General features: G+C 69.9%; 19 protein-coding genes and 1 pseudogene. 14 read left to right on the forward strand and 6 right to left on the reverse strand.

What is annotated here, in order from left to right; translation table 11 throughout:
- Positions 1 to 28: 28 nt before the first annotated feature.
- From J2728_RS01305 to J2728_RS01320, 4 genes are all read right to left on the reverse strand, one after another.
- Positions 29 to 1105, reverse strand: coding sequence for a mitochondrial fission ELM1 family protein (locus tag J2728_RS01305; RefSeq protein ID WP_309995381.1), 1077 nt, complete (start codon positions 1103 to 1105; stop codon positions 29 to 31).
- 108 nt (positions 1106 to 1213) lie between these two features.
- On the reverse strand, positions 1214 to 1687 hold the full coding sequence (gene greA / locus J2728_RS01310; protein ID WP_041538194.1) for a transcription elongation factor GreA: 474 nt from the start codon (positions 1685 to 1687) through the stop codon (positions 1214 to 1216).
- 235 nt (positions 1688 to 1922) lie between these two features.
- Complete coding sequence (locus tag J2728_RS01315) at positions 1923 to 3524, reverse strand: methyl-accepting chemotaxis protein (RefSeq protein WP_404979711.1); 1602 nt, start codon at positions 3522 to 3524, stop codon at positions 1923 to 1925.
- 159 nt (positions 3525 to 3683) lie between these two features.
- Complete coding sequence (locus J2728_RS01320) at positions 3684 to 4346, reverse strand: glutathione S-transferase family protein (protein WP_309995386.1); 663 nt, start codon at positions 4344 to 4346, stop codon at positions 3684 to 3686.
- 102 nt (positions 4347 to 4448) lie between these two features.
- Here J2728_RS01320 and J2728_RS01325 point away from each other — a divergent pair, with 102 nt between their 5' ends.
- Genes J2728_RS01325 through pseG form a run of 3 tightly spaced genes read left to right on the forward strand, consistent with a single transcriptional unit; the run spans position 4449 to position 8416 of the window.
- A complete protein-coding gene (locus tag J2728_RS01325) occupies positions 4449 to 6656 on the forward strand; it encodes a methyl-accepting chemotaxis protein (protein WP_309995388.1) in 2208 nt (735 codons plus the stop codon).
- A gap of 42 nt (positions 6657 to 6698) precedes the next feature.
- Positions 6699 to 7412, forward strand: coding sequence for a cytidylyltransferase domain-containing protein (locus tag J2728_RS01330; protein ID WP_309995390.1), 714 nt, complete (start codon positions 6699 to 6701; stop codon positions 7410 to 7412).
- On the forward strand, positions 7409 to 8416 hold the full coding sequence (gene pseG, locus J2728_RS01335; RefSeq protein ID WP_309995392.1) for a UDP-2,4-diacetamido-2,4,6-trideoxy-beta-L-altropyranose hydrolase: 1008 nt from the start codon (positions 7409 to 7411) through the stop codon (positions 8414 to 8416). The genes J2728_RS01330 and pseG overlap by 4 nt, the downstream gene beginning before the upstream one ends.
- 18 nt (positions 8417 to 8434) lie before the next feature.
- Here pseG and J2728_RS01340 read toward each other — a convergent pair whose 3' ends face one another.
- Positions 8435 to 10819 (reverse strand): hybrid sensor histidine kinase/response regulator, encoded by a 2385-nt coding sequence (locus tag J2728_RS01340; RefSeq protein WP_309995394.1) that lies wholly within the window; start codon positions 10817 to 10819, stop codon positions 8435 to 8437.
- A 73-nt stretch (positions 10820 to 10892) separates the two neighbouring features.
- On the opposite strand from J2728_RS01340, the gene J2728_RS01345 reads away from it, so the two are divergent.
- From J2728_RS01345 to J2728_RS01355, 3 genes and pseudogenes are all read left to right on the forward strand, one after another.
- Positions 10893 to 11372 (forward strand): Dps family protein, encoded by a 480-nt coding sequence (locus J2728_RS01345; RefSeq protein ID WP_309995397.1) that lies wholly within the window; start codon positions 10893 to 10895, stop codon positions 11370 to 11372.
- 19 nt (positions 11373 to 11391) lie between these two features.
- Complete coding sequence (locus J2728_RS01350) at positions 11392 to 12624, forward strand: cell wall hydrolase (RefSeq protein ID WP_309995399.1); 1233 nt, start codon at positions 11392 to 11394, stop codon at positions 12622 to 12624.
- Positions 12625 to 12627: 3 nt separating this feature from the next.
- A pseudogene (locus J2728_RS01355) lies at positions 12628 to 12765 on the forward strand (hypothetical protein); the annotation flags it as partial.
- 1 nt (position 12766) lies between these two features.
- On the opposite strand, the gene trxB reads toward J2728_RS01355, so the two are convergent.
- Positions 12767 to 13774, reverse strand: a complete 1008-nt coding sequence (gene trxB / locus J2728_RS01360; RefSeq protein ID WP_309995400.1) for a thioredoxin-disulfide reductase — start codon at positions 13772 to 13774, stop codon at positions 12767 to 12769.
- Between the two features lie 147 nt (positions 13775 to 13921).
- On the opposite strand from trxB, the gene J2728_RS01365 reads away from it, so the two are divergent.
- The 8 genes from J2728_RS01365 (at position 13922) to J2728_RS01400 (ending at position 19663) form a co-directional block, all read left to right on the forward strand.
- On the forward strand, positions 13922 to 14131 hold the full coding sequence (locus J2728_RS01365) for a hypothetical protein (RefSeq protein WP_309995402.1): 210 nt from the start codon (positions 13922 to 13924) through the stop codon (positions 14129 to 14131).
- Between the two features lie 75 nt (positions 14132 to 14206).
- Positions 14207 to 15259: a pseudaminic acid synthase gene (gene pseI, locus J2728_RS01370; RefSeq protein WP_309995404.1), complete on the forward strand. Its 1053-nt coding sequence runs from the start codon at positions 14207 to 14209 to the stop codon at positions 15257 to 15259.
- A gap of 87 nt (positions 15260 to 15346) precedes the next feature.
- Complete coding sequence (locus tag J2728_RS01375) at positions 15347 to 15670, forward strand: ArsR/SmtB family transcription factor (RefSeq protein WP_309995406.1); 324 nt, start codon at positions 15347 to 15349, stop codon at positions 15668 to 15670.
- Positions 15667 to 16098 carry an SRPBCC family protein gene (locus J2728_RS01380; RefSeq protein ID WP_309995407.1) on the forward strand — a complete coding sequence of 144 codons (432 nt, stop codon included), beginning with the start codon at positions 15667 to 15669 and terminating at the stop codon, positions 16096 to 16098. The genes J2728_RS01375 and J2728_RS01380 overlap by 4 nt, the downstream gene beginning before the upstream one ends.
- 4 nt (positions 16099 to 16102) lie before the next feature.
- Positions 16103 to 16318 (forward strand): hypothetical protein, encoded by a 216-nt coding sequence (locus J2728_RS01385; protein ID WP_309995409.1) that lies wholly within the window; start codon positions 16103 to 16105, stop codon positions 16316 to 16318.
- A 10-nt stretch (positions 16319 to 16328) separates the two neighbouring features.
- Positions 16329 to 16739, forward strand: coding sequence for a DUF1801 domain-containing protein (locus J2728_RS01390; RefSeq protein WP_309995411.1), 411 nt, complete (start codon positions 16329 to 16331; stop codon positions 16737 to 16739).
- 16 nt (positions 16740 to 16755) lie between these two features.
- A complete protein-coding gene (locus tag J2728_RS01395; protein WP_309995412.1) occupies positions 16756 to 17151 on the forward strand; it encodes a DUF1801 domain-containing protein in 396 nt (131 codons plus the stop codon).
- Between the two features lie 235 nt (positions 17152 to 17386).
- Positions 17387 to 19663: a TonB-dependent receptor gene (locus J2728_RS01400; RefSeq protein ID WP_309995414.1), complete on the forward strand. Its 2277-nt coding sequence runs from the start codon at positions 17387 to 17389 to the stop codon at positions 19661 to 19663.
- Positions 19664 to 19794: the final 131 nt, after the last annotated feature.

Below are 19794 nucleotides of genomic sequence, written 5' to 3' on the forward strand. Positions count from 1 at the left end.
TAGAGGCGAGCCTCGCGGCCAAGGCCGGCTAGGCTGGATCGGCCTTGGGCGCTCTCGGCTTGCGCTTGGGTTTGGCCGGCGCCTCCGGCGCTTCCGGAATCTCAACCCCAAGCCGCGCCAGGATCTCGCGCGCCGCGCGATCGGTCTCGTTGACCGGCTCGTAGGTCCAGCCGTGGAAGGCGCCGCCGTAGGGTCGGGCCGCGCCCATGCGCTCCAGCTCCTCGTGGAACAGGCGGAACTTCAGGCTGGAGCCGTCCATCTTCAGCACGAAGACCGGCTTGCCGGTCGAGGCCGCCTCGGTGGCCATGTTGGTCGAGTCCTCGGTGACGAGGATGTAGTCGGCGGCGGCCAGGAAGGCGAAGTAGGGGTTGGGCCCCTCCCCGTTCCAGATCACCCCCGGCACGTGGCGCAGGCGCGCGGTGATCAGGGCCCGCGCCGGCTCGGGCGTGCGGCGCGAGAAGGTCATCATCAGCGATCCGCCCTCCTGCTCCAGCGGGATCTGGATGGAGTGGGCGATCTGGGCCGCGCGCTCGCTTGAGAGGTCGAAGGCCTTGGACTTGCCGCCGATCAGCACCGCCACCCGAGGGCGCGGCAGCGGGTCGATCAGCGCCTTGAACGCCTTGGCCTCGCTGGCCAGGCGCTCGGGCGTCACCCGGTGCGGCGAGCCGGTGATCGGCAGGACGTTGTCGCCCGATAGGCGGTCGTGCTTGGGCGGGATGACCAGGTCGAACATGGTGGCCGGGACCCGCGGGTCCTGGATCTGCACGACATAGGTCTTGCCGCCCGACCAGCGCTTGGCGCGGATCGACAGGGGCAAGGTGGCGCGGCCGGCGGCCAGCCAGACGTCGGGCCAGGCCTCGCCGTCCTTGGGCCCGGGAATGTCGCTCTCGGGCGTCAGCCAGCGGCGGGGAAAGAGGTTCAGCCACCAGGGCAGCCGCCCCGTGCGGCCCGTCCAGGCGACGCGCTTGACCGTCACTTCGCAGGGAACCAGGCGCGACAGGGCGTCGGCCAGGCCCACGACCTGGGCCTCGATACCGGCGCGGCCGTCGGACACGGCCCAGACCTTCAGCGGAAGGGCGGGCGGAGATTTCGGCGTTTCGGCCAAGTCGTCACCCCGGGCAACGAAAACGAAACAAGGCCGTCCCCGGGCGGTGCGCCTGGAACGGCCTTGTCTAGTTCGGTCAGACTTGTGGCGTCGCTAAGGCGGAGAGCCCTAGAGCCACTCCACCTTGGTGATCTCGTAGGCCTTCACGCCGCCGGGCGTGTTGACCTCGACCACCTCGCCGACTTCCTTGCCGATCATCGCGCGCGACAGCGGCGAGGACAGCGAGATGCGGCCCGACTTCACGTCGGCCTCGTGGTCGCCCACGATCTGGTAGCGGGCCTCTTCCTCGGTGTCCTCGTCGATCACCGAGACGGTGGCGCCGAACTTGACCTGCTTGCCCGACAGCTTCGACACGTCGATGACCTGGGCGCGCGCGATCTTGTCCTCGATCTCGGCGATCTGGCCTTCGATCCAGCCCTGACGCTCCTTGGCGGCATGGTACTCGGCGTTCTCCGACAGATCGCCGTGCGAGCGCGCCTCGGCGATCGCGGCGATCACCGACGGACGTTCGATGGTCTTCAAACGCTTCAGTTCTTCGTCGAGGGTCTGATAACCCCCGACGGTCATCGGCACTTTTTCCATTGCGGATTTTAGCTCGGACGCCTTGGGAGGAAAGACTTCCGGTCGCGGGCGCTCGTGACCGGGGGCTGGGAGGATAGGCGCCCGGTTCTGGATAAGCAAGAGGGGCCGGGCTTGAGGTCAAGCTTGCGCCCAAGACTTCAATCCGACCTCTCCGGCGAACGCCGGGGGCCCAGGTTCATCCGTGACGTTCGCGGTTGAAGGGGCTAAACGCGCCCGCGCCCCATCGGTTCCACGCCTAGGCCCGCAAGCGCTCCATCGGCGAAGGGCCATGCGGCAGGTCGAACTGGTCGACGAGGTCGGCCAGCAGGGCGGCGTCGGCGTTCAGGGTCTGGGTCGCCTCGGAGGTCTCCTCGACCATGCCGGCGTTCTCGCGCAGCCCCTGGTCCATCTCGGCGACGGACGTATTGACCTGCGCCAGGCCCTGGGCCTGGGCCTGGGCCGAGCCGGCGATCTCCGACACCAGCGCGTCGATCTCCGAGATCTGGGTCACCATCCGCTGCAGAGCCTCGCCCGTGCGGCCGACCAAGCCGACGCCGGTCTCGACGTGCTGGGTCGAGGTCGAGATCAGCTGCTTGACCTCCTTGGCGGCCTCGGCCGAGCGCTGGGCCAGGGCCCGCACCTCCATGGCCACGACCGCGAAGCCCTTGCCGCTCTCGCCGGCCCGCGCCGCCTCGATCCCGGCGTTGAGGGCCAAAAGATTGGTCTGGAAGGCGATCTCGTCGATCACCCCGATGATGTTGGTGATCTCCTGGGACGAGCTTTCGATGGCGGTCATGGCCGCGACGGTCCGCTCGACCACCTCGCCCGAGCGCTCGGCGTCGTCGCGGGTGCGGGCCACCACGTCGGCCGCCTTCTTGGCGCCGGAGGCCGTCTGGCCGACCGTGGCGGTGATGTCGTCCATGGTCGAGGCGGTCGCCTGCAGGCTGGCGGCCTGGCGCTCGGTGCGCCGCGCCAGCGACTGCACGGCGTCGGCGATCTGATCGGAGCCCGAGCGCACGCCGTCGACCCGGCTTTCGATCACGGTCAGGGCGTCGGCCAGGCGGTCGGCGGCGGTGTTGTAGTCGGCGCGAAGAGCCTCGTAGGCCTCGGCGAACTGGGTGTGCAGCCGCGCCGTCAGGTCGCCGCGCGCCAGGTGGGACAGCGCCTGGCCCAGGGCCGCGATGGCGGCGTCGCGCTGGGCTTCGGCCCGTTCGTACGCCTCGGCGTGGCGCTTGCGGTTGTCTTCCTCGGAGCGCCTGGCCTCGACCGCCGAGTCCTGGGCGGCGCGGGCCTCGCCCACCGCCGCCTCTGCCTGGACGCGGGCCTGCTGGGCCAGGGTGAAGCGGTGATTGACGCTGGCGGCCACGGCGATCAGGGCGGCGGCCTCGACCACCACCACCACCGCCTGAACGATCAGCCGCCCCCAGGCCGCCGCGCCCTCGAACAGCGCGTGGGGCGCGAAGAACGACAGACCCAACTGAGACACCATGACGGCCGCGGCGGCGGCGGCGATCACCACCCAGTCGCAGTAGATGACGAGCAGCCCCAGGGCCGCGAAATAGGTCACGTGCATCTCGGCCTGCCAGGGATGGCCGGCCAGCGCGGGGATCAACAGCGACAGCTGCGCCATCAGCGCCACCCCGATCGCCATTCGGCCCAGCGAGCCTTCGCCGACGCGCAGCAGGACCACGGTCGAGGCCAGGGCGAGCGCGAGCGCCGCGGCGGCCAGGCCTATCGGCGCGCCGTGCGTCGCCAGGCGCGCGATCAGCAGCATCGGCACGATGCTCCAGATCAGGGCGACGACCAGCCGTCCCCCGGCTTGGCGCTGGGCCTCCAGGGTCGAAAAGATCAGCCCCACGGGCGCTTTCATCTTCGCGGCGACGCTCAAGGCGGGCGTGCTCCCTCTCCACGTCGCGGATGGACGCCGGGACGCTAAGGCCACGATTGCGCGGGCGCTGGTTTGCCAAGCCTTAACTTTAACGCCACGGCGACGCTTGGTCGCAGGCGGTCAAGCTCGCTAGGCGTAAGCGTAGGGCCCGCCGCGCTCCAGGGCCCTTTGATAGGCCGGGCGGGCGTGGATTTTGTCCAGGAACGCCTTGATGTGGGGACGGCTCGCCGCCCCGGCCCGGCTGGCGCCGGCTTCCAGCGGGAAGCTCATGGCGATGTCGGCGGCGGTGAAGTCCGAGCCGGCGAACCAGGGCGACTTGGCCAGCTCCGCCTCCCAGTAGTCGATGTGGGTCTTCAGCTGCGGATCGACGAAACCGGCCTGGGCCTTGGCGGCGATCGAGCGCACAAGCGGCTTCATCAGCCCCGGCGCGCGGTTGGGCAGGGCCGAGAACACCAGGGTCAGCAGCAGCGGCGTCATGGCCGAGCCCTCGGCGTAGTGCAGCCAGTAGGTATAGCGTAGCCGCTCGGACGTACCCGAAGCGGGGACGAGCCTTCCCTGGCCGTGAACCCCGGTGACGTACTCGATGATCGCGCCGGTCTCGGCGACGACCGTGTCGCCGTCGGTGATCACCGGCGACTTGCCCAGAGGGTGGATTTTCTTCAGCGCCGGCGGGGCCAGCATGGTCGCCGCGTCGCGCTCGTAGCGCTTGACCTCGTAGGGAACGCCCAACTCCTCGAGCAGCCACAGGACACGCTGGCTTCGAGAATTGTTCAGGTGATGGACGATGATCACGACGCGTTCCTCCGGCCTCTATGCCTAACCCATTCCCAGCCGTTCAACGTTCGGCAAGGTTTACCCAGTCTTGTGCGCCCCAGTAGAGTTGGGGGACTTGGGATGACCGGAGCGTTCAAGCGACTTTCGCTTGCCGGGAAGCTCATGGCCGCGGGCGGCGCGGCCTTGGGGGCCTTGCTGATCGTGGCCTCGCTGCTGATCAGCGTCGGCAGCGGCCAGGCCGTCCGAGGCCTCGCCGAACGCTACGCCGCCAGCATGACGGCCGAGACCGCCATGAGCGTCAAGAACGATCTGGACGACGCCGACGCCGTGGTGCGCGCGGCCGCCGGCGTGTTCTCGGCCTCGTACGCCTCGGGCCAGCGCGATCGCGCCGCCTACATGGCCCAGCTGAAGCCCGTCTCGGCCGCGTCGAAGGCGATGCTGGGCGGCTGGCTGATGTTCGAGCCCGGCGCCCTGGGCGACGACGCCGCCTTCGCCGGCCGCGCCGAGCTGGGCTCGACCCCGTCGGGCCGCTTCATCGGCTACTGGGTCCGCGACGGCCAGACCCTGACCGCCGAACAGGGCGAGGACGCCGAGTTCGGCCAGGACTTCTACACCACGAGCTTCCAGAGCGGTCGCCCCGCGATCCTGGAGCCCTATTCCGACAACGTGGCCGACGGCGGCCAGCGGAAGCAGGTCCTGATGACCTCGATCACCTATCCGGTGATCGCCGACGGCAAGACCGTGGGCGTGATGGGCGCGGACCTGGCGCTGAACGACATCGCCGCGCGCCTCAACGCCATGAAGCCGTTCGACGACGGCCGCGCCATGCTGGTCTCGCCCGGCGGCCTGTGGGTTTCGCACCCCGACGCGGCCCTGCGCATGAAGGCCTACGCCGATCCCGGCCTCGACGTGGTCAAGCAAGCCATGGCCTCGGGCAAGCCCGCCCTGATCGACGGCGTCAAGCTGAAGGGCCGCAAGGCCCAGCGCCTGGTGGCCCCGGTGCGCCTGGCCTCGGGCGCGACCTGGGCCGTGGTGGCCGACGTCAGCGAGGACGCCCTGCTCGCCCCCGCCCGCCGCCTATCGCTGGGCCTGGCCATCGGCGGGCTCGTGCTGCTGCTGGCCTCGCTGGCCGTGCTGGCGGTGGCCTCGCGCCGGCTGATCGCCCGCCCGCTGCTGACCCTGCGCGAGACCGTGAAGGGGCTGGCCGAGCACCGCTACGACCTGCCGGTGGCCGAGACCGAACGCGCCGACGAGATCGGTTCGATCGCCCGGGCGCTGGAGACCCTGCGCAGCGAGCTGGCCCGCGCCCAGGCCCTGCGCGACGAGCAGGACGCCCTGCGCCGCGCCGCCGACGCCGACCGCGACCGCGCCGCCGCCCTGTCCCTCTCGATCGACGAGCAGACCGGCGTGGTCCGCGAGGTCGGCGCGGCCCTGGCCGCCGTGGCCGAGGGCGACCTCTCGCGCCGCATCGCCGGCCCGTTCGCCGAGGTCTACGAACCGCTGCGCCAGGACTTCAACAAGGCCGTCGCCAGCCTGGAACAGGCGATCGGCGAGATCGCCGAGGCCGCCGACGCGATCGGCGCGGCCAGCGACACCCTCTCCAACGCCTCGGGCGAACTGGCCCGACGCACCGAGCGCCAGGCGCAAGGCCTGGAACGCGCGGCCGGCTCGCTGAACGCGGTGACCGGGGCCATGGGCGAGGTCGCCGGCGGGGCCGACGAGACCCGCCGCCTGGTCGCCTCGGCCCGCGCCGAGGCCGACGACGGCGGCGCCGTGGTCACCGAGGCCGCCCAGACCATGGGCGAGATCGACGCCTCCTCGCGCCGCATCGGCGACATCGTCGGCCTGATCGACGAGATCGCCTTCCAGACCAACCTTTTGGCCCTGAACGCCGGCGTCGAGGCCGCGCGCGCGGGGGAGGCCGGACGGGGCTTCGCCGTCGTCGCCCAGGAGGTGCGGGCCCTGGCCCAGCGCTCGGCGGACTCGGCCAGGCAGATCAAGGGGCTGATCACCCAGTCGGAGGCCAGCGTCGAGGCGGGCGTGGCCCTGGTCGAGAAGACCGGCGCCGCCCTGCACGGCGTGGCGGGCCAGATGGCCGGCATCGACGCGGCCGCCACGCGCATCGCTTCGTCGGTGCGCGAACAGGCCCAGGACCTGTCGACCGTCAACGCCGAGGTCGCCGAGATCGAGCGCTTCACCCAGCAGAACCTGGCCATGGTCGAAAGCGCCCGCGACGCCGACCAGGCCCTGGCCGGCCAGGGCGCGCGGCTGATGAATCTGGTCGGCCGCTTCCGCCTGGGGCGCGCCAGCCCGCGGCGGGCGGCGTAGGGGCGGCTGGCCTTTCCCCGCGAGACGCCCCATCATCCGCCCATGATCGTCGCCATCCTCCAGGCCCGCATGAGCTCCACCCGCCTGCCGGGAAAGGTGCTGATGCCGCTCGTGCGCCAGCCGATGATCGTGCGGCAGATCGAGCGCGTCTCCCGGTCCCGCAAGATCGACAAGCTGGTCGTCGCGACCTCCGAGAACCGCGAGGACGACGCCATCGAGAAGGCCGTGCTGCGCGAGGGGATTCCGGTGTTTCGCGGCTCGCTCCACGATGTCCAGGAGCGGTTCCTGGGCGCGCTGGACGCCCACCCTGCCGAGCATCTGGTGCGCCTGACCGCCGACTGCCCCCTGGCCGATCCCGACCTGATCGACGCCACGATCGACCTCTATCTCTCCAGCGACGCCGACTACGCCAACAATGTCGCGCCCGGACGCGCCTGGCCCAAGGGCACCGACATCGAGGTGATGCGCGCCTCGGCCCTGCGCGAGGCGGCCAAGGTCGCCACGCCCGAGGCGCGCGAGCACGTCACCTGGGACCTGCGCACCCAGCCCGAGCGTTGGCGGCAGGTGTTCCTGGCCTGTCATCCCGACCAGGGCGCGGTGCGCTGGACCGTGGATCGCCCCGACGACTACGCGTTCGTGGCCGCGGTCTATGACGCGCTCTATCCCAAGAACCGCGCCTTCACGTCCGACGACGTACGGGCCTTCGTGCGCGAGCGGCCCGATCTGGAAGAGTACGGGGGCGACCGGCGGGTATGAGCCGGATCCTGTTCGTCTGCGCGGCGGGCGCCAAGGTCGGCGGCGGCCACGTGATGCGGTCCCTGACCCTGGCGCGGGCGCTGGAACGGACCGGCGCGACCTGCGCGTTCCTGGCCAGCCCCGAGGTCGGCGCGGTGCTGGACGCCTTCGCCCCGGACATGGCGCGGGCGGCGGATGACGCGGGCTTCGACGCCCTCGTCTTCGACCACTACGGCCTGTCGGCCGACGACCACCGCGCCCTGGCCAAGGGCCGCCCCGCCCTGGCCCTCGACGATCTGGCCGACCGTCCGCTGGCCGCCGACCTGGTGCTGGACTCGGGACCCGCGCGGAAAGCCGAAGACTACGCGGGCCTGGTCCCTAGCCACGCCCGGCTGCTGCTGGGCCCAGCCTACGCGCCGGTGCGCCCGGCCTTCGCCGCCCTGCGGGCCGAGGCCCTGGCCCGGCGAGCGGAGCGACCGCCCGTTCGGCGCATCCTGGTGTCCCTGGGCCTGACCGACGTCGGCGGCGTCACCCAGCGCGTGGTCGAGCTGCTGCGGCCCCTCGTTGGCGAGGCGGCGCTGGACGTCGTGGTCGGCGGCGGCGCGTCCAGCCTGCCGGCCCTGCGCGCGCTCGCGGCCCAGGACCCGCGTCTCGCGCTCCACGTCGACGCCCAGGACATGCCGCGCCTGACGCTGGAGGCCGACCTCGCGATCGGGGCCGGCGGCTCCACCACCTGGGAGCGCTGCGTCCTGGCCCTGCCGACCCTGACCCTGATCCTGGCCGACAACCAGGCGCCCGCCGCCCGGGCCCTGGAGGCCGCTGGCGTCGCGCCCTGCCTGGACGTGGCCGCGCCGGACTTCGAGGCGGCCTTCGCGCGCGAGGTCTCCGATCTGCCGCGAAACGCCGACCGCCGCGCCGCGCTCTCGGCGGCGAGCGCCCAGGTCTGCGACGGTCTAGGCGCGCCGCGCGCGGCGGAGGCGTTTCTGGAGATCATCCGGCGAGGGCCTCCAGCGGCGCCGCGGTGACACGCCGCCGGCCAGCCCTCAGCGGGGCCGGGCTTGGGCGAGAGCCTGGGCCAGGGTTTCCAGCGAGAACGGCTTGGAGATGAATGGCCAGTCGCCGGCGCGAGCCCGGCTCTGGTCGCCGCCGACATAGCCCGAGCACAGCACCACCGGCAGGCCGGGACGCGAGACCGCCAGCTGCTCGGCCAAGTCGACGCCGCTCTTGCCGCCCGGCATGATCACGTCGCTGAGCACGAGCTGGACGCCCTCGTCCCGCTCCAGCCGCGAAAGCGCCTCCTCCACCCCGCTGGCGCGGACGACCGTGTGTCCCAGATCGCCTAGCATCGCCTCGAGCAGCTCGGCCACCTGCGGGTCGTCCTCGACCAGCAGCACCCGCGAGGGCGTCTGGGCGCGGATGGGGTCGATCGTCGTCGCGGGCTCTCGCGCCGGGTCGGCCTCGACCACCGGCAGCAGCAGCGAGACGGTCGAGCCCTGGCCCACCACGCTCTCGATCTCGACCGAGCCGCCGCTTTGCCGGGCGAAGCCATAGACCTGCGACAGTCCAAGGCCGGTGCCCTCGCCGGGCGGCTTGGTGGTGAAGAACGGCTCGACCGCGCGGGCGATCGTGGCGGCGTCCATGCCCGAGCCGTCGTCGCGCACCGAGACCTTCAGATAGGCGCCGGGCTCGAGCTCGCCGCTCCGCTCGGTGAGCGTCACCGCGTTCGACTCGATGGTCACGGTCCCCCCCGGCGGGGTGGCGTCGCGGGCGTTGACCACCAGGTTCAGCAACGCCGCCTCGAACTGGCCAGCGTCGATGCGCGCGGCGCGCACGCCGGCGCCCAAGCGCATCTTGAAATCATAGGCGTCGCCCAGGGCGCGCTTGAGCAGCTCCTCGCTCTCGGCGATCAGGCCGTCGACGCGACGCACCTCGGGCTTCAGCGGTTGGCGGCGGGCGAAGGCCAGGAGGTGCTGGGTCAGCTTCTCGCCGCGCCTGGCCGCGGCCAGGGCCGCGCCCATCATCCGCTCGCGCCGCGGGACGTCGTCGGGATGGCGCGCGACCGCGTCCAGCGCGCCGATCACCACGGTCAGCAGGTTGTTGAAGTCGTGGGCCACCCCGCCGGTCAACTGGCCGATCGCCTCCAGCTTCTGGGCCTGGAGCAGCGCCGCCTGGGCCGCGTCGCGCTCGGCCACCGCCGCGGCGGCCCGCTCGCTGAGCAGCTCGTTGATGTTGGTCAGCTTCGCCTCGGCCCGCTTGGCGTCGGTGATGTCGAAGGCGATGCCGACGAAGCCGGAGAAGGCGCCGGCGGGGTCGAAGCGCGGCTGCGAGAACGACTTCAGCCAGCGCCATTCGCCGTCGCCCCGCAGGTAGCGGCCCTCCAGGCTGAACGGCTCGCGCGAGGCCTCGCCCTCGATCTGGGCCTTCAGGATCAGCGGCAGGTCGTCGGGGAACAGCCGCGTGCGCCAGTCCAGGTTCAGCGCCTCGTCATAGGACAGGCCGGCGAAGTCGACATAGGCCTGGTTGACGAACTCGCGCACCCCGCCGGGGCGCGTGGTCCACATCAGGGCCGGGGAGCTGTCGGCCAGGCTGCGGAACCGCGCCTCGCTCTCGCGCACCTGCTCCTCGGCGCGGCGCCGGTTGGTGACGTCGAAGTTCAGGCCGATCATCCGCGTCGGCTTGCCGGTCTCGTCGCGGATCACCTCGCCCCGGCCATGGATCCAGCGCTCGCCCTGGCTGGTGTCGGCCAGACGGTATTCGACCTCGTACTCCTCGGACCCGGCCAGGGCCGCCCGAACGCGCTCTCGGGCCATCTCCTGGTCGTCGGGATGGACGTAGCCGGCCATGTCGGCCAGCCGGATCGGACCTTCCGGCGGCGCGCCCAGGTTCCGTCGCGCGGCGGGCGAGAGATAGAGCTCGCCGGTCTCCAGATCGAACTCCCAAGGGCCGACGCCCGAGGCGGTCTGGGTGACGCGCAGGCGGGCTTCGGCCTGTTCGAGCTCCCGCTTGGTCCGGGTCAGGCCGCGCATGGCGCCGCGCAGGCCCTCGGCGACGGTGACCACCATCGCGCCGCAGATCAGATAGATGACCACGGTGGCCAGTTCGTCCGGGGACAGGCGCGCGCCTTCGCGGCCGCCCCAAAGCCACCAGCCGAACACCGCCCCGCCCAGGGTCGGGACCAGGCCCCAGCGCCACCCGGCGTAGAGGGTGACCATCATGATGGCCGGGAAGAACGGCAGGGTCGCGCCCACGCCGCTGCTTAGGCCCAGCACCGCGACGCGGATCAGCACGGCCATCCCCAAGCCGATCAACGCCGCCAGCGCGCAAAGCGGCGCCGGTGGTGGAACCGGTGGGATCAGCCAAGCGCTAATCAGGCCGTGAATGCGTCCTTGCTCATCGGAGACAAGGGACGGGGGGTCTTTGTTCTCCATCTTCGTCCCGGCAAAGATGTCTTGCGCGAAAGATGGGCACGCTTACCTAAGACAAGCAACACGGGAGATCACGATGGCCGATGCTCTGAACACCGGATTGAGCGCCAAACAACGCTCCGACATCGCCGCGGCGCTGAACAAGGTGCTGGCCGACAGCTACGCGCTGTATCTCAAGACGCACGGCTATCACTGGAATGTTCGCGGCCCGAATTTCCAGTCGCTGCACGTTCTTCTGGAGGGCCAGTACACCGAGGAATGGACGGCGCTGGACGCCATCGCCGAACGCATCCGCGCCCTGGGCGAGCTGGCCCCGCAGGGCTACGCGGCCTTCGGCAACCTTTCGAGCATCAAGGACGGCAATCCCGAAAATGACTGGGAAGCCATGTTCAAGGAGCTGCTGGCCGACAACGAGACGGTGATCCGCACCCTGCGCGACAGCTTCCCGGTCGCCGACGACGCCGGCGACGAGGCCACGGCCGACCTCTTCACCCAGCGCCTGCAAGCCCACGAGAAGCACGCCTGGATGCTTCGCTCCACCCTCGGCGGCAAGTAGCCGCCAGAGAGGGGACGGGGTGGGGACCCTGAGCGCATCGCATGTTCGCAAGGCCGCCGCGACCCTGCTGGTCGTCGGCGGTCTTTGCGCGTGCTCGACCACGACCTACTACGTCGCCGCCGGCGAGGGCCGGGAGGCGGGGCTGGTGCGCGTGACCGGCAGCTTCAGCGACAAGGGCCTGGCCCGTTATGTCGCCGACTACGATCCGGCGATGCTGGCCCTGGCCAAGCGCCACGACCCACGTCCCCACAAGGACTACTGGGGGCGCGTCGAGGGCTGGGAGGTCATCGACCTCAAGGCCATTCCGCGCCTGGGCGACCGCGACCCGGATTTCGAGGAAGCGCGGATCATCAACGCGCTTCGCCCCGCCGTTCCCGAGGGGCTGGAGCCCGCCAAGCCGTTCGTGCTGACCGGCTCGGCCGACGCCCGCGCCAAGGCGCTGAGGTGCCTGACCCAGGCGGTCTATTACGAGGCGGGCTTCGAGCCGGGCGAGGGTCAGATGGCCGTGGCCCAGACCGTGATCAACCGCATGCGCCATCCGGGTTATCCGAAGTCGATCTGCGGCGTGATCTACGAGGGCGCGGCGCGGGTCACCGGCTGCCAGTTCAGCTTCGCCTGCGACGGGTCCCTGGCGCGCGAGCCCGTGCCCGTGATCTGGGCCAACGCCGAGGCCGTGGCGCGGCGCGCCCTGAAGGGCTTCGTGTTCAAGCCGGTCGGCACGGCCACCCACTACCACGCCGACTACGTGGCCCCGTACTGGGCCCCGACCCTGGTCAAGCTGAAGCAGTTCGGCCAGCACATCTTCTATCGCTGGACCGGTCCGTCCGGGATGCTGGCCGCGTTCAGGGGCCGCTATTCGGGCAACGAGACCGTCTCGGCCGACATCCTGATGGCCGCCGACCCGCGCACGCTGGAAGCCGCCCCGCCCGAGGTTCTGGCGGCCCAGGCCGCCCCGCCGCCGGCGGCGACCGGAGCGGTGGCCGATATGCTGGGGGTCTCGAACCTCATCCTGCCCAACGCCAAGCTGGTCAGCGTGCCCGACGCTAACTCGCCGACGGGCGAGCGGGTGGTGGCCCAGGGCGTCGTCGCCGGCCGCCGCATCCCGACCGCCGACGAGATCGCCAAGATCAACAAGGCGATGGAGGCCGTGTCGGAACCCGCGCCGCCCGCCGTCACGGCGCCGCCCGCGCCGCCGCCTCCGCCGCCCAGGCCCAAGCCCCGGCCGCCGAGTTTGCTGAATCCGTTGAATTAGGGGGAAAGCGCCCCCTCCGTCTCGTCGCTACGCGCCGATCCACCTCCCCCGCACGCGGGTGAGGATGATCCTTCCTCCTCACCCGTGAAACGGGGGAGGTGGCGCGATGCGAAGCATCGTGACGGAGGGGGCGCTGCCTAACTCACCAAACCCCGATCTTGTTCGCCTCGGCGTGGCTGATCGGGTGATGGGCTTTCTTATGGTCTTCCTCGGCCAGGAAGCGGACGGCTTCCAGGGCGGCCATGCAGCCCATGCCGGCGGCGGTGACGGCCTGGCGGTAGACGTCGTCGGTGACGTCGCCGGCGGCGTAGACGCCCTTGATCGCGGTCGAGGCCGTGCCCGGCTTGACCTTCAGATAGCCGCCCGGACCGGTGTCCAGCTGGCCGGCGAACAGCTCCGACGACGGCGCGTGGCCGATGGCGATGAAGACGCCGTCGCAGGCCAGGTCCGTGGTCGCCCCGGTCTTGATGTTCTTCAGGCGCACGCCGGTGACGCCCATCGGATCGGTGTCGCCCTTGACCTCGTCGATGACGCTGTCCCAGACCACCTCGATCTTCGGGTGGGCCAGCAGGCGCTCCTGCAGGATCTTCTCGGCGCGCAGCTCGTCCTTGCGGTGGACCAGGGTCACCTTGCTGGCGAAGCTGGTCAGGAACAGAGCTTCCTCGACGGCCGTGTTGCCGCCGCCCACCACCACGACTTCCTTGTTGCGATAGAAGAAACCGTCGCAGGTGGCGCAGGCGCTGACGCCGAAGCCCTGGAACTTGCTCTCGCTCTCCAGGCCCAGCCATTTGGCCTGGGCGCCGGTGGCGATGATGATCGTCTCGGCGATCCAGTCCTGGCCGCTGTCGGTCTTGACCGTGAACGGGCGCCGGGAGAGGTCGACCGAGGTGACGATGTCGTTGACCAGCTCGGTCCCGACATGCTCGGCCTGGGCGCGCATCTGGTCCATCAGCCACGGGCCCTGGATCACGTCGGCGAAGCCCGGATAGTTCTCGACGTCCGTCGTGATGGTCAGCTGGCCGCCGGGCTGGATGCCGGCGATCAGCACGGGCTTGAGCAGCGCACGCGCGGCGTAGATGGCGGCGGTGTAGCCGGCGGGACCCGATCCGATGATCAGGCAGCGGGTTTGGCGGGGAGCGGTCGTGGACATGGCGGATATCTAGGCGCGATTCCGCTTCCGCGCCAGATTGGCGCCCCTCCAGCGCGATCATGTCACGGTGAAGGTGCATGGACATAACCCTGGTTTTGGTGTGGACTTCCCCTTCAGTGGCGACAAAAGCCACCGGAGGAAAAACTCATGAAGCTCGGAGTCATGCTGGGCGTGGGTCTGGTCATCCTGTTCGCGGGGCTGGCCAATTTCTGGATCGGCGACGTCAAGCTGGGCTTGGCCCTGATCGCGGTCTTCGTCGCCCTGGCCGGCGTTTCAGCCCTTGTCGGCAAGCGCGAATACGAGGAACGGCGCGGCCGCCGGCCGCCGCTTCACGACTACGAACCGCATCTGGAATAGGGGCGAAGCCGATTGACGGCTCGTCCACCTTTGGCGGGTTAAGCTGACGGCAACCACGTTTCCGGGTGATCCGTCATGTCCGCCCCCTTCATCGAGATCGCCGGTCGCCGCATCGGCGCCGACTATCCGCCCTATGTGATCTGCGAGCTGTCCGGCAACCACAACGGCAGCCTGGACCGCTGCCTGGAGATGGTCGACGCGGCCGCCGACACCGGCTGCGACGCGATCAAGATCCAGACCTACACCGCCGACACCATCACGCTCGACGTCGACCGACCCGAGTTCAAGATCCATGGCGGCCTGTGGGACGGCCGCACGCTGTACGAGCTCTATCAGGAAGCCCAGACGCCGTTCGAATGGCACAGGGCGATCTTCGAGCGCGCCCACGAGCGCGGCGTGACCATCTTCTCAAGCCCGTTCGACGAGACCGCCGTCGACCTGCTGGACGACCTGGGCGCGCCGGCCTTCAAGATCGCCTCGTTCGAGGCCGTCGACCTGCCGCTGATCAAATACGCCGCCTCGAAGGGCAAGCCGCTGATCATCTCGACCGGCATGGCCAATCTCCAGGAGATGAAGACCGCCCGCGACACGGCCCTGGCCGCCGGCGCGGCGGGGGTGCTGCTGCTGCACTGCGTGTCCAGCTATCCGGCGACCTTCGCCGACGCCAATGTGCGGACCGTGCCGGACATGGCCGCCCGCTTCGGCTGCCCGATCGGCCTGTCGGACCACACGCCCGGCACGGCCGCCTCGGTGGCGGCGGTGACCCTGGGCGCCTGCTGCGTCGAGAAGCACTTCACCCTGGCCCGCGCCGACGGCGGACCGGACGCGGCCTTCAGCCTGGAGCCGGCCGAGTTCAAGGCTCTCGTGGACGACACCAAGAACGCCTGGGCGGCGCTGGGCGTCGCCCACTACGACGTCCTGGGCGCCGAGCGGGCCAACCTGCAGTTCCGCCGCTCGCTCTATGTCACCGCCGACGTCAAGGCCGGCCAGACCCTGAGCCGCGCCAACATCCGCTCGGTCCGCCCCGGCGCGGGCCTGCCGCCCGGCGAGCTCGACAAGGTGCTGGGCCGTCCGGCGACACGGGACATCGCGCGGGGCGAGCCGCTGGACTGGTCGATGGTGGGCTAGCGCCCTCCTCCTGACATCAACGCCGACTTGACTTATCCATAGCCAGAAAGTTATGGAATAATTCATAGCCAACAGGTTATGAATTCGATGCTCTCCGCCTCCGACGACCTCTTCCGCGCCCTCGCCGACCCGACCCGCCGGGCGCTGTTCGAGCGGCTGTGCCAGGACGGCGAGCAGACGGTCGCGGCCCTGACGGCGCGAGCCGGCGTCAGCCAGCCGGCGGTGTCCAAGCATCTGGCGGCGCTGAAGGCGGCGGGCCTGGTCAGCGACCGGCCGGAGGGACGCCAGACCCACTACAGCGCCCGCCCCCAGGCGCTGGCCCCGCTGATCGACTGGACGGGCCGCATGGCCGGCTTCTGGGAAGCCCGCTTCGACGCCCTGGAAGACCTCTTGAACAGGATGGACCAATGACCAGCCCCACCGGTCAGCTCAAGACCGTCGTGATCGAGCGCGAGATCGCCCACCCGCCCGAGAAGCTGTGGCGCGCCCTGACCCAGCCCCACCTGATGGCCGAATGGCTGATGAAGAACGATTTCCAGCCCCAGGTCGGCCACCGCTTCAACCTGCGCGGCGATTGGGGCGGGGTGCTGGACTGCGAGGTGCTGAGTGTCGAGCCGCCCAAGAGCCTGTCCTACACCTGGAACCACAAGCACGCGGATCCGGCCTACGACCTGACCAGCGTGGTGACCTTCACCCTGACGCCGACGGCGACGGGGACTCGCCTGCGCGTCGAGCAATCGGGCTTCCGTCCCGACCAGAAGCAGGCCTTCGGCGGCGCCCACGCCGGCTGGAAGGGCTTCCTCGACAAGCTCGAAACCCTGCTCACGAAGGAAGGATGACGCCATGAGCCGCCTGACGCGCCAGATCCACCGCTGGCTGTCGATCGCCTTCACCGCCGGGGTGTTGGGCTACATCATCGTGATGACCCAGGGACAGCCGCCATACTGGGTCGGGCTTTTCGCCCTGGTCCCCTTGATCCTGCTGCTGGTCACGGGGCTCTATCTGTTCGTCCTGCCCTACCTCGCCAAATGGCGAGGCGGGCGCGGCGCGAAGGCTTGAGGAGGGCGACGTGGTCGACAAGCCAGTGCTGCTGTCCGGCGGCAATCCGCGGATCGCCAAGGGCGGCGGCGACGGACCCGTCCAGGCCTATATCGCCGCCATGCCCGGCTGGAAGCGCGCCGTCGGCGAGCGGCTCGACGCCCTGGTGGAGACCGTCGTCCCTGGCGTCAGAAAGGCCGTGAAGTGGAACTCGCCGCTGTACGGCGCCGAGGACGGGACCTGGTTCCTGAGCGTTCACGTCTTCGCCCGCTACGTCAAAGTGGCCTTCTTCAAGGGCGCGCGCCTGGATCCCCAGCCGCCCGTCGCGTCGAAGCAGGCGGACGTGCGCTACCTCCATATCCACGAAGGCGAGACGCTGGACGAGGACAGGCTGACGGACTGGATCCGCCAGGCCGCCGCCCTACCCGGCCAGCGCCTGTGACCCGAAAGGAGCCTTGATGGGCAAGATGAAACCCGCGCCCGAGGGTGTCCCGGCCTCCGACCTGATCGACCGGGCCATCGCCGAGCTGGGCGACTGGCGCGGCGAGATCCTGGCCAAGCTCCGCCAGCTGATCCACGAGGCTGATCCCGACGTCGTCGAGGAGTGGAAGTGGGGCAAGCCGGTCTGGTCTCACGGCGGGATCCTCTGCACCGGCGAGACCTACAAGGCCTATGTGAAGACCACCTTCGCCAAGGGCGCGTCCGTGCCGGATCCCTCGGGCCTGTTCAATTCCAGCCTGGACGGCAACGTCCGCCGCGCGATCGACTTCCGCCGCGACGAAGCCTTCGACGAGGCGGCGTTCAAGGCCCTGGTGCGGGCGGCGGTGGCGGTGAATTTGGCGGGGCGTTCATAAACCCGACTTCCCCGGCGAATGCCGGGGAGGTCGGAAGAGGGGGCAATCGCGCACCGTGAGAGAAGGAAGCCTTCGCCTAACAAGTAAGTAAAACTTTCATTGAACTGACATCGAACCGGCCTATAGCGCGGGGCGTGATCCGCAATGGGCCCTGACGCGATGAGCCATCGCGCGCCCCGCTAGCGGCTCGCGTCTCTCGAACGACGGCCACAAGGCCGCGAACAAGGTCTCTCACATGCGTACCCAATCCTCCCTCAAGCTGGCGTGCCTCTTGGGCGTGTCCCTGCTGGGCGTCGCCTCGGCGGCCCAGGCCCGTCAGGCCGCCGAGCCCGCCACGGCTCTGGAAGAAGTCGTCGTCACCGCCGAGCGCCGCTCGGAAAACCTGCAGAAGGTGCCGCTGTCGGTGGCCGCCGTCGGCGGCGACCAGCTGCGCGCCGTCCAGGCCGGCGGCGAGGACATCCTGGCCCTCTCCGGCCGCGTCCCCAGCCTTTACGCCGAAACCACCACGGGCCGGATCTTCCCGCGCTTCTACATCCGCGGTCTCGGCAACATCGACTTCTACCTGGGCGCCTCGCAGCCCGTGACCATCATCCAGGACGACGTCGTCCTGGAGCACGTGACCCTGAAGTCGAACCCGATGTTCGACATCAAGCAGGTCGAAGTGCTGCGCGGCCCGCAAGGCTCGCTGTTCGGCCGCAACACCACCGCCGGCATCATCAAGTTCGACACCGCCAAGCCGACCCAGGACCTGCAGGGCCGCTTCTCGGCCTCGTACGGCAGCTACGGCACGACCACCTTCGACGGCGGCATCGGCGGCCCGATCGTTCAGGACAAGCTGGCCTTCCGCGTGTCGGCCCTCTACCAGCACCGCGACGACTGGGTGGACAACACCTTCTCGGGCGTCAGCGCCGACGGCACCGCCACGCCCAAGAAGAACGCCATGGGCGGCTATGACGAGAAGGACGTCCGCGTCCAGCTGCTGGCCACGCCGAACGACCAGCTGACCGTGCTGGCCTCGGCCCACGCCCGCGACTACGACGGCACCTCGACCCTGTTCCTGCGGAGCGCCCTGACCAAGGGCTCGAACAAGCCGAACGCCCCCCGCGACAGCGTCGCCTATGACGAGGCCGACAACAATCAGCAGGCCTATCAGATGGCCGGCGCCAGCCTGAACATCGCCTACGATTTCGGTCCGGTCACCCTGACCTCGATCAGCGCCTACGAGGCCGCCAAGGGCAAGAGCCGCGGCGACACCGACGGCGGCGCGGCGGCCAACTTCCCGGTCAATGGCGTGCCGAACGGCTTTGGCCAGTCGATGGGCCAGCTGAAGGACCTCGACCAGGTCAGCCAGGAAATCCGCCTGGCCAGCAACACCGAGGGCCGCCTGAAGTGGCAGGTCGGCGGCATGCTGTTCAGCTCCGAGGACCTGACCAACTTCTATCAGCGCGCCTACTTCACCAAGGCCAACCCCAACAACTGGGTGGCGCTGCGTAACGAGAACACCTCGTGGGCCGTGTTCGGCCAGGCCAGCTACAAGGTCACCGACAAGCTGACCGTCACGGCGGGCGCCCGCGAGACCAAGGACGTCAAGAAGACCAACCTGCTGAAGACCGCCGACACCGCCGCCGGCGTCGTCACCTACACGGGCCGCCGCTATGTGCGCCTGGCCGACACCCAGCCCAGCTGGGACCTGTCGGCCCTGTACGAAGCCACCGACGACTTCAGCGTCTACGCCCGCGTCGCCAAGGGCTTCCGCGGTCCGACCATCCAGGGCCGCTCGGCGGTGTTCAACGCCGACTTCACGACCGCGAACTCGGAAACGATCCTGTCGTGGGAAGCCGGCTTCAAGAGCCGCCTGCTGGACAACACCCTGCGCCTGAACGCCTCGGCCTTCACCTACGAGGTCAGCGACATCCAGCTGAACGGCAACGACAGCAACGGCAACGGCGTGCTGTTCAACGCCGACAAGGCCAAGGCTTACGGCCTGGAAGCCGACGCCGAATGGCGCCCGATCCCGAACCTGCTGCTGACCGCCGGCGCCAGCTGGCTGCATAGCGAGATCAAGGACAAGCGCGTCTACGCCCAGGTCTGCGCCCTGAACGGCGTGGTGGTCTGCACCGTGGAGAACCCGACGATCAAGGTCGGCGCCAACACCTTCGCCCAGATCGACGGCCAGCCGCTGCCGAACGCGCCGAAGTACAACCTGAACTTCACCGCCCGCTACGACGTGCCGGTGGCCGACGACCGCCGGGTGTTCATCGCCACGGACTGGAACGTCCAGGGCTATACCAACTTCGTGCTCTACAAGACCCGCGAGTTCTACTCGAAGGGCAACTTCGAGGGCGGCGTGAAGCTGGGCTACGAGAACCTGGACAAGGGTTACGAGGTCGCTCTCTTCGGCCGCAACATCACCAACGAGAAGAACCTCAAGGGCGTGATCGAGAACTACATGGCCGCCGTCTACAACGAGCCGCGCGTGATCGGCGTCTCGCTGAGCGCCAAGCTGAAATAACCCCCCCCGCCCCGTCGTCCTGGCGGGACGCCCCTACCGAGGCCCCGGCGCGCGAGCGCCGGGGCCTTTCCTTTGGCGACAATCCGCGCCAGACACCGGCCGCGCCAGACACCGGTCCGCGCCCGCGAAGG

Origin of the sequence: Caulobacter segnis (assembly GCF_031454995.1) — a bacterium.
Classification (GTDB): Bacteria; Pseudomonadota; Alphaproteobacteria; order Caulobacterales; family Caulobacteraceae; genus Caulobacter; species Caulobacter segnis_E.

What these genes read in the sequence shown, in the direction of transcription:
- J2728_RS01345 (WP_309995397.1), top strand. Translation starts at nt 10,893, where the DNA reads ATGGCCGATGCTCTGAACACCGGATTGAGCGCCAAACAACGCTCCGAC.
- J2728_RS01330 (WP_309995390.1), top strand. Translation starts at nt 6,699, where the DNA reads ATGATCGTCGCCATCCTCCAGGCCCGCATGAGCTCCACCCGCCTGCCG.
- pseI (WP_309995404.1), top strand. Translation starts at nt 14,207, where the DNA reads ATGTCCGCCCCCTTCATCGAGATCGCCGGTCGCCGCATCGGCGCCGAC.
- J2728_RS01395 (WP_309995412.1), top strand. Translation starts at nt 16,756, where the DNA reads ATGGGCAAGATGAAACCCGCGCCCGAGGGTGTCCCGGCCTCCGACCTG.
- J2728_RS01365 (WP_309995402.1), top strand. Translation starts at nt 13,922, where the DNA reads ATGAAGCTCGGAGTCATGCTGGGCGTGGGTCTGGTCATCCTGTTCGCG.
- J2728_RS01340 (WP_309995394.1), bottom strand. Translation starts at nt 10,819, where the DNA reads ATGGAGAACAAAGACCCCCCGTCCCTTGTCTCCGATGAGCAAGGACGC.
- pseG (WP_309995392.1), top strand. Translation starts at nt 7,409, where the DNA reads ATGAGCCGGATCCTGTTCGTCTGCGCGGCGGGCGCCAAGGTCGGCGGC.
- trxB (WP_309995400.1), bottom strand. Translation starts at nt 13,774, where the DNA reads ATGTCCACGACCGCTCCCCGCCAAACCCGCTGCCTGATCATCGGATCG.
- J2728_RS01385 (WP_309995409.1), top strand. Translation starts at nt 16,103, where the DNA reads ATGAGCCGCCTGACGCGCCAGATCCACCGCTGGCTGTCGATCGCCTTC.
- greA (WP_041538194.1), bottom strand. Translation starts at nt 1,687, where the DNA reads ATGGAAAAAGTGCCGATGACCGTCGGGGGTTATCAGACCCTCGACGAA.
- J2728_RS01375 (WP_309995406.1), top strand. Translation starts at nt 15,347, where the DNA reads ATGCTCTCCGCCTCCGACGACCTCTTCCGCGCCCTCGCCGACCCGACC.
- J2728_RS01325 (WP_309995388.1), top strand. Translation starts at nt 4,449, where the DNA reads ATGACCGGAGCGTTCAAGCGACTTTCGCTTGCCGGGAAGCTCATGGCC.
- J2728_RS01380 (WP_309995407.1), top strand. Translation starts at nt 15,667, where the DNA reads ATGACCAGCCCCACCGGTCAGCTCAAGACCGTCGTGATCGAGCGCGAG.
- J2728_RS01400 (WP_309995414.1), top strand. Translation starts at nt 17,387, where the DNA reads ATGCGTACCCAATCCTCCCTCAAGCTGGCGTGCCTCTTGGGCGTGTCC.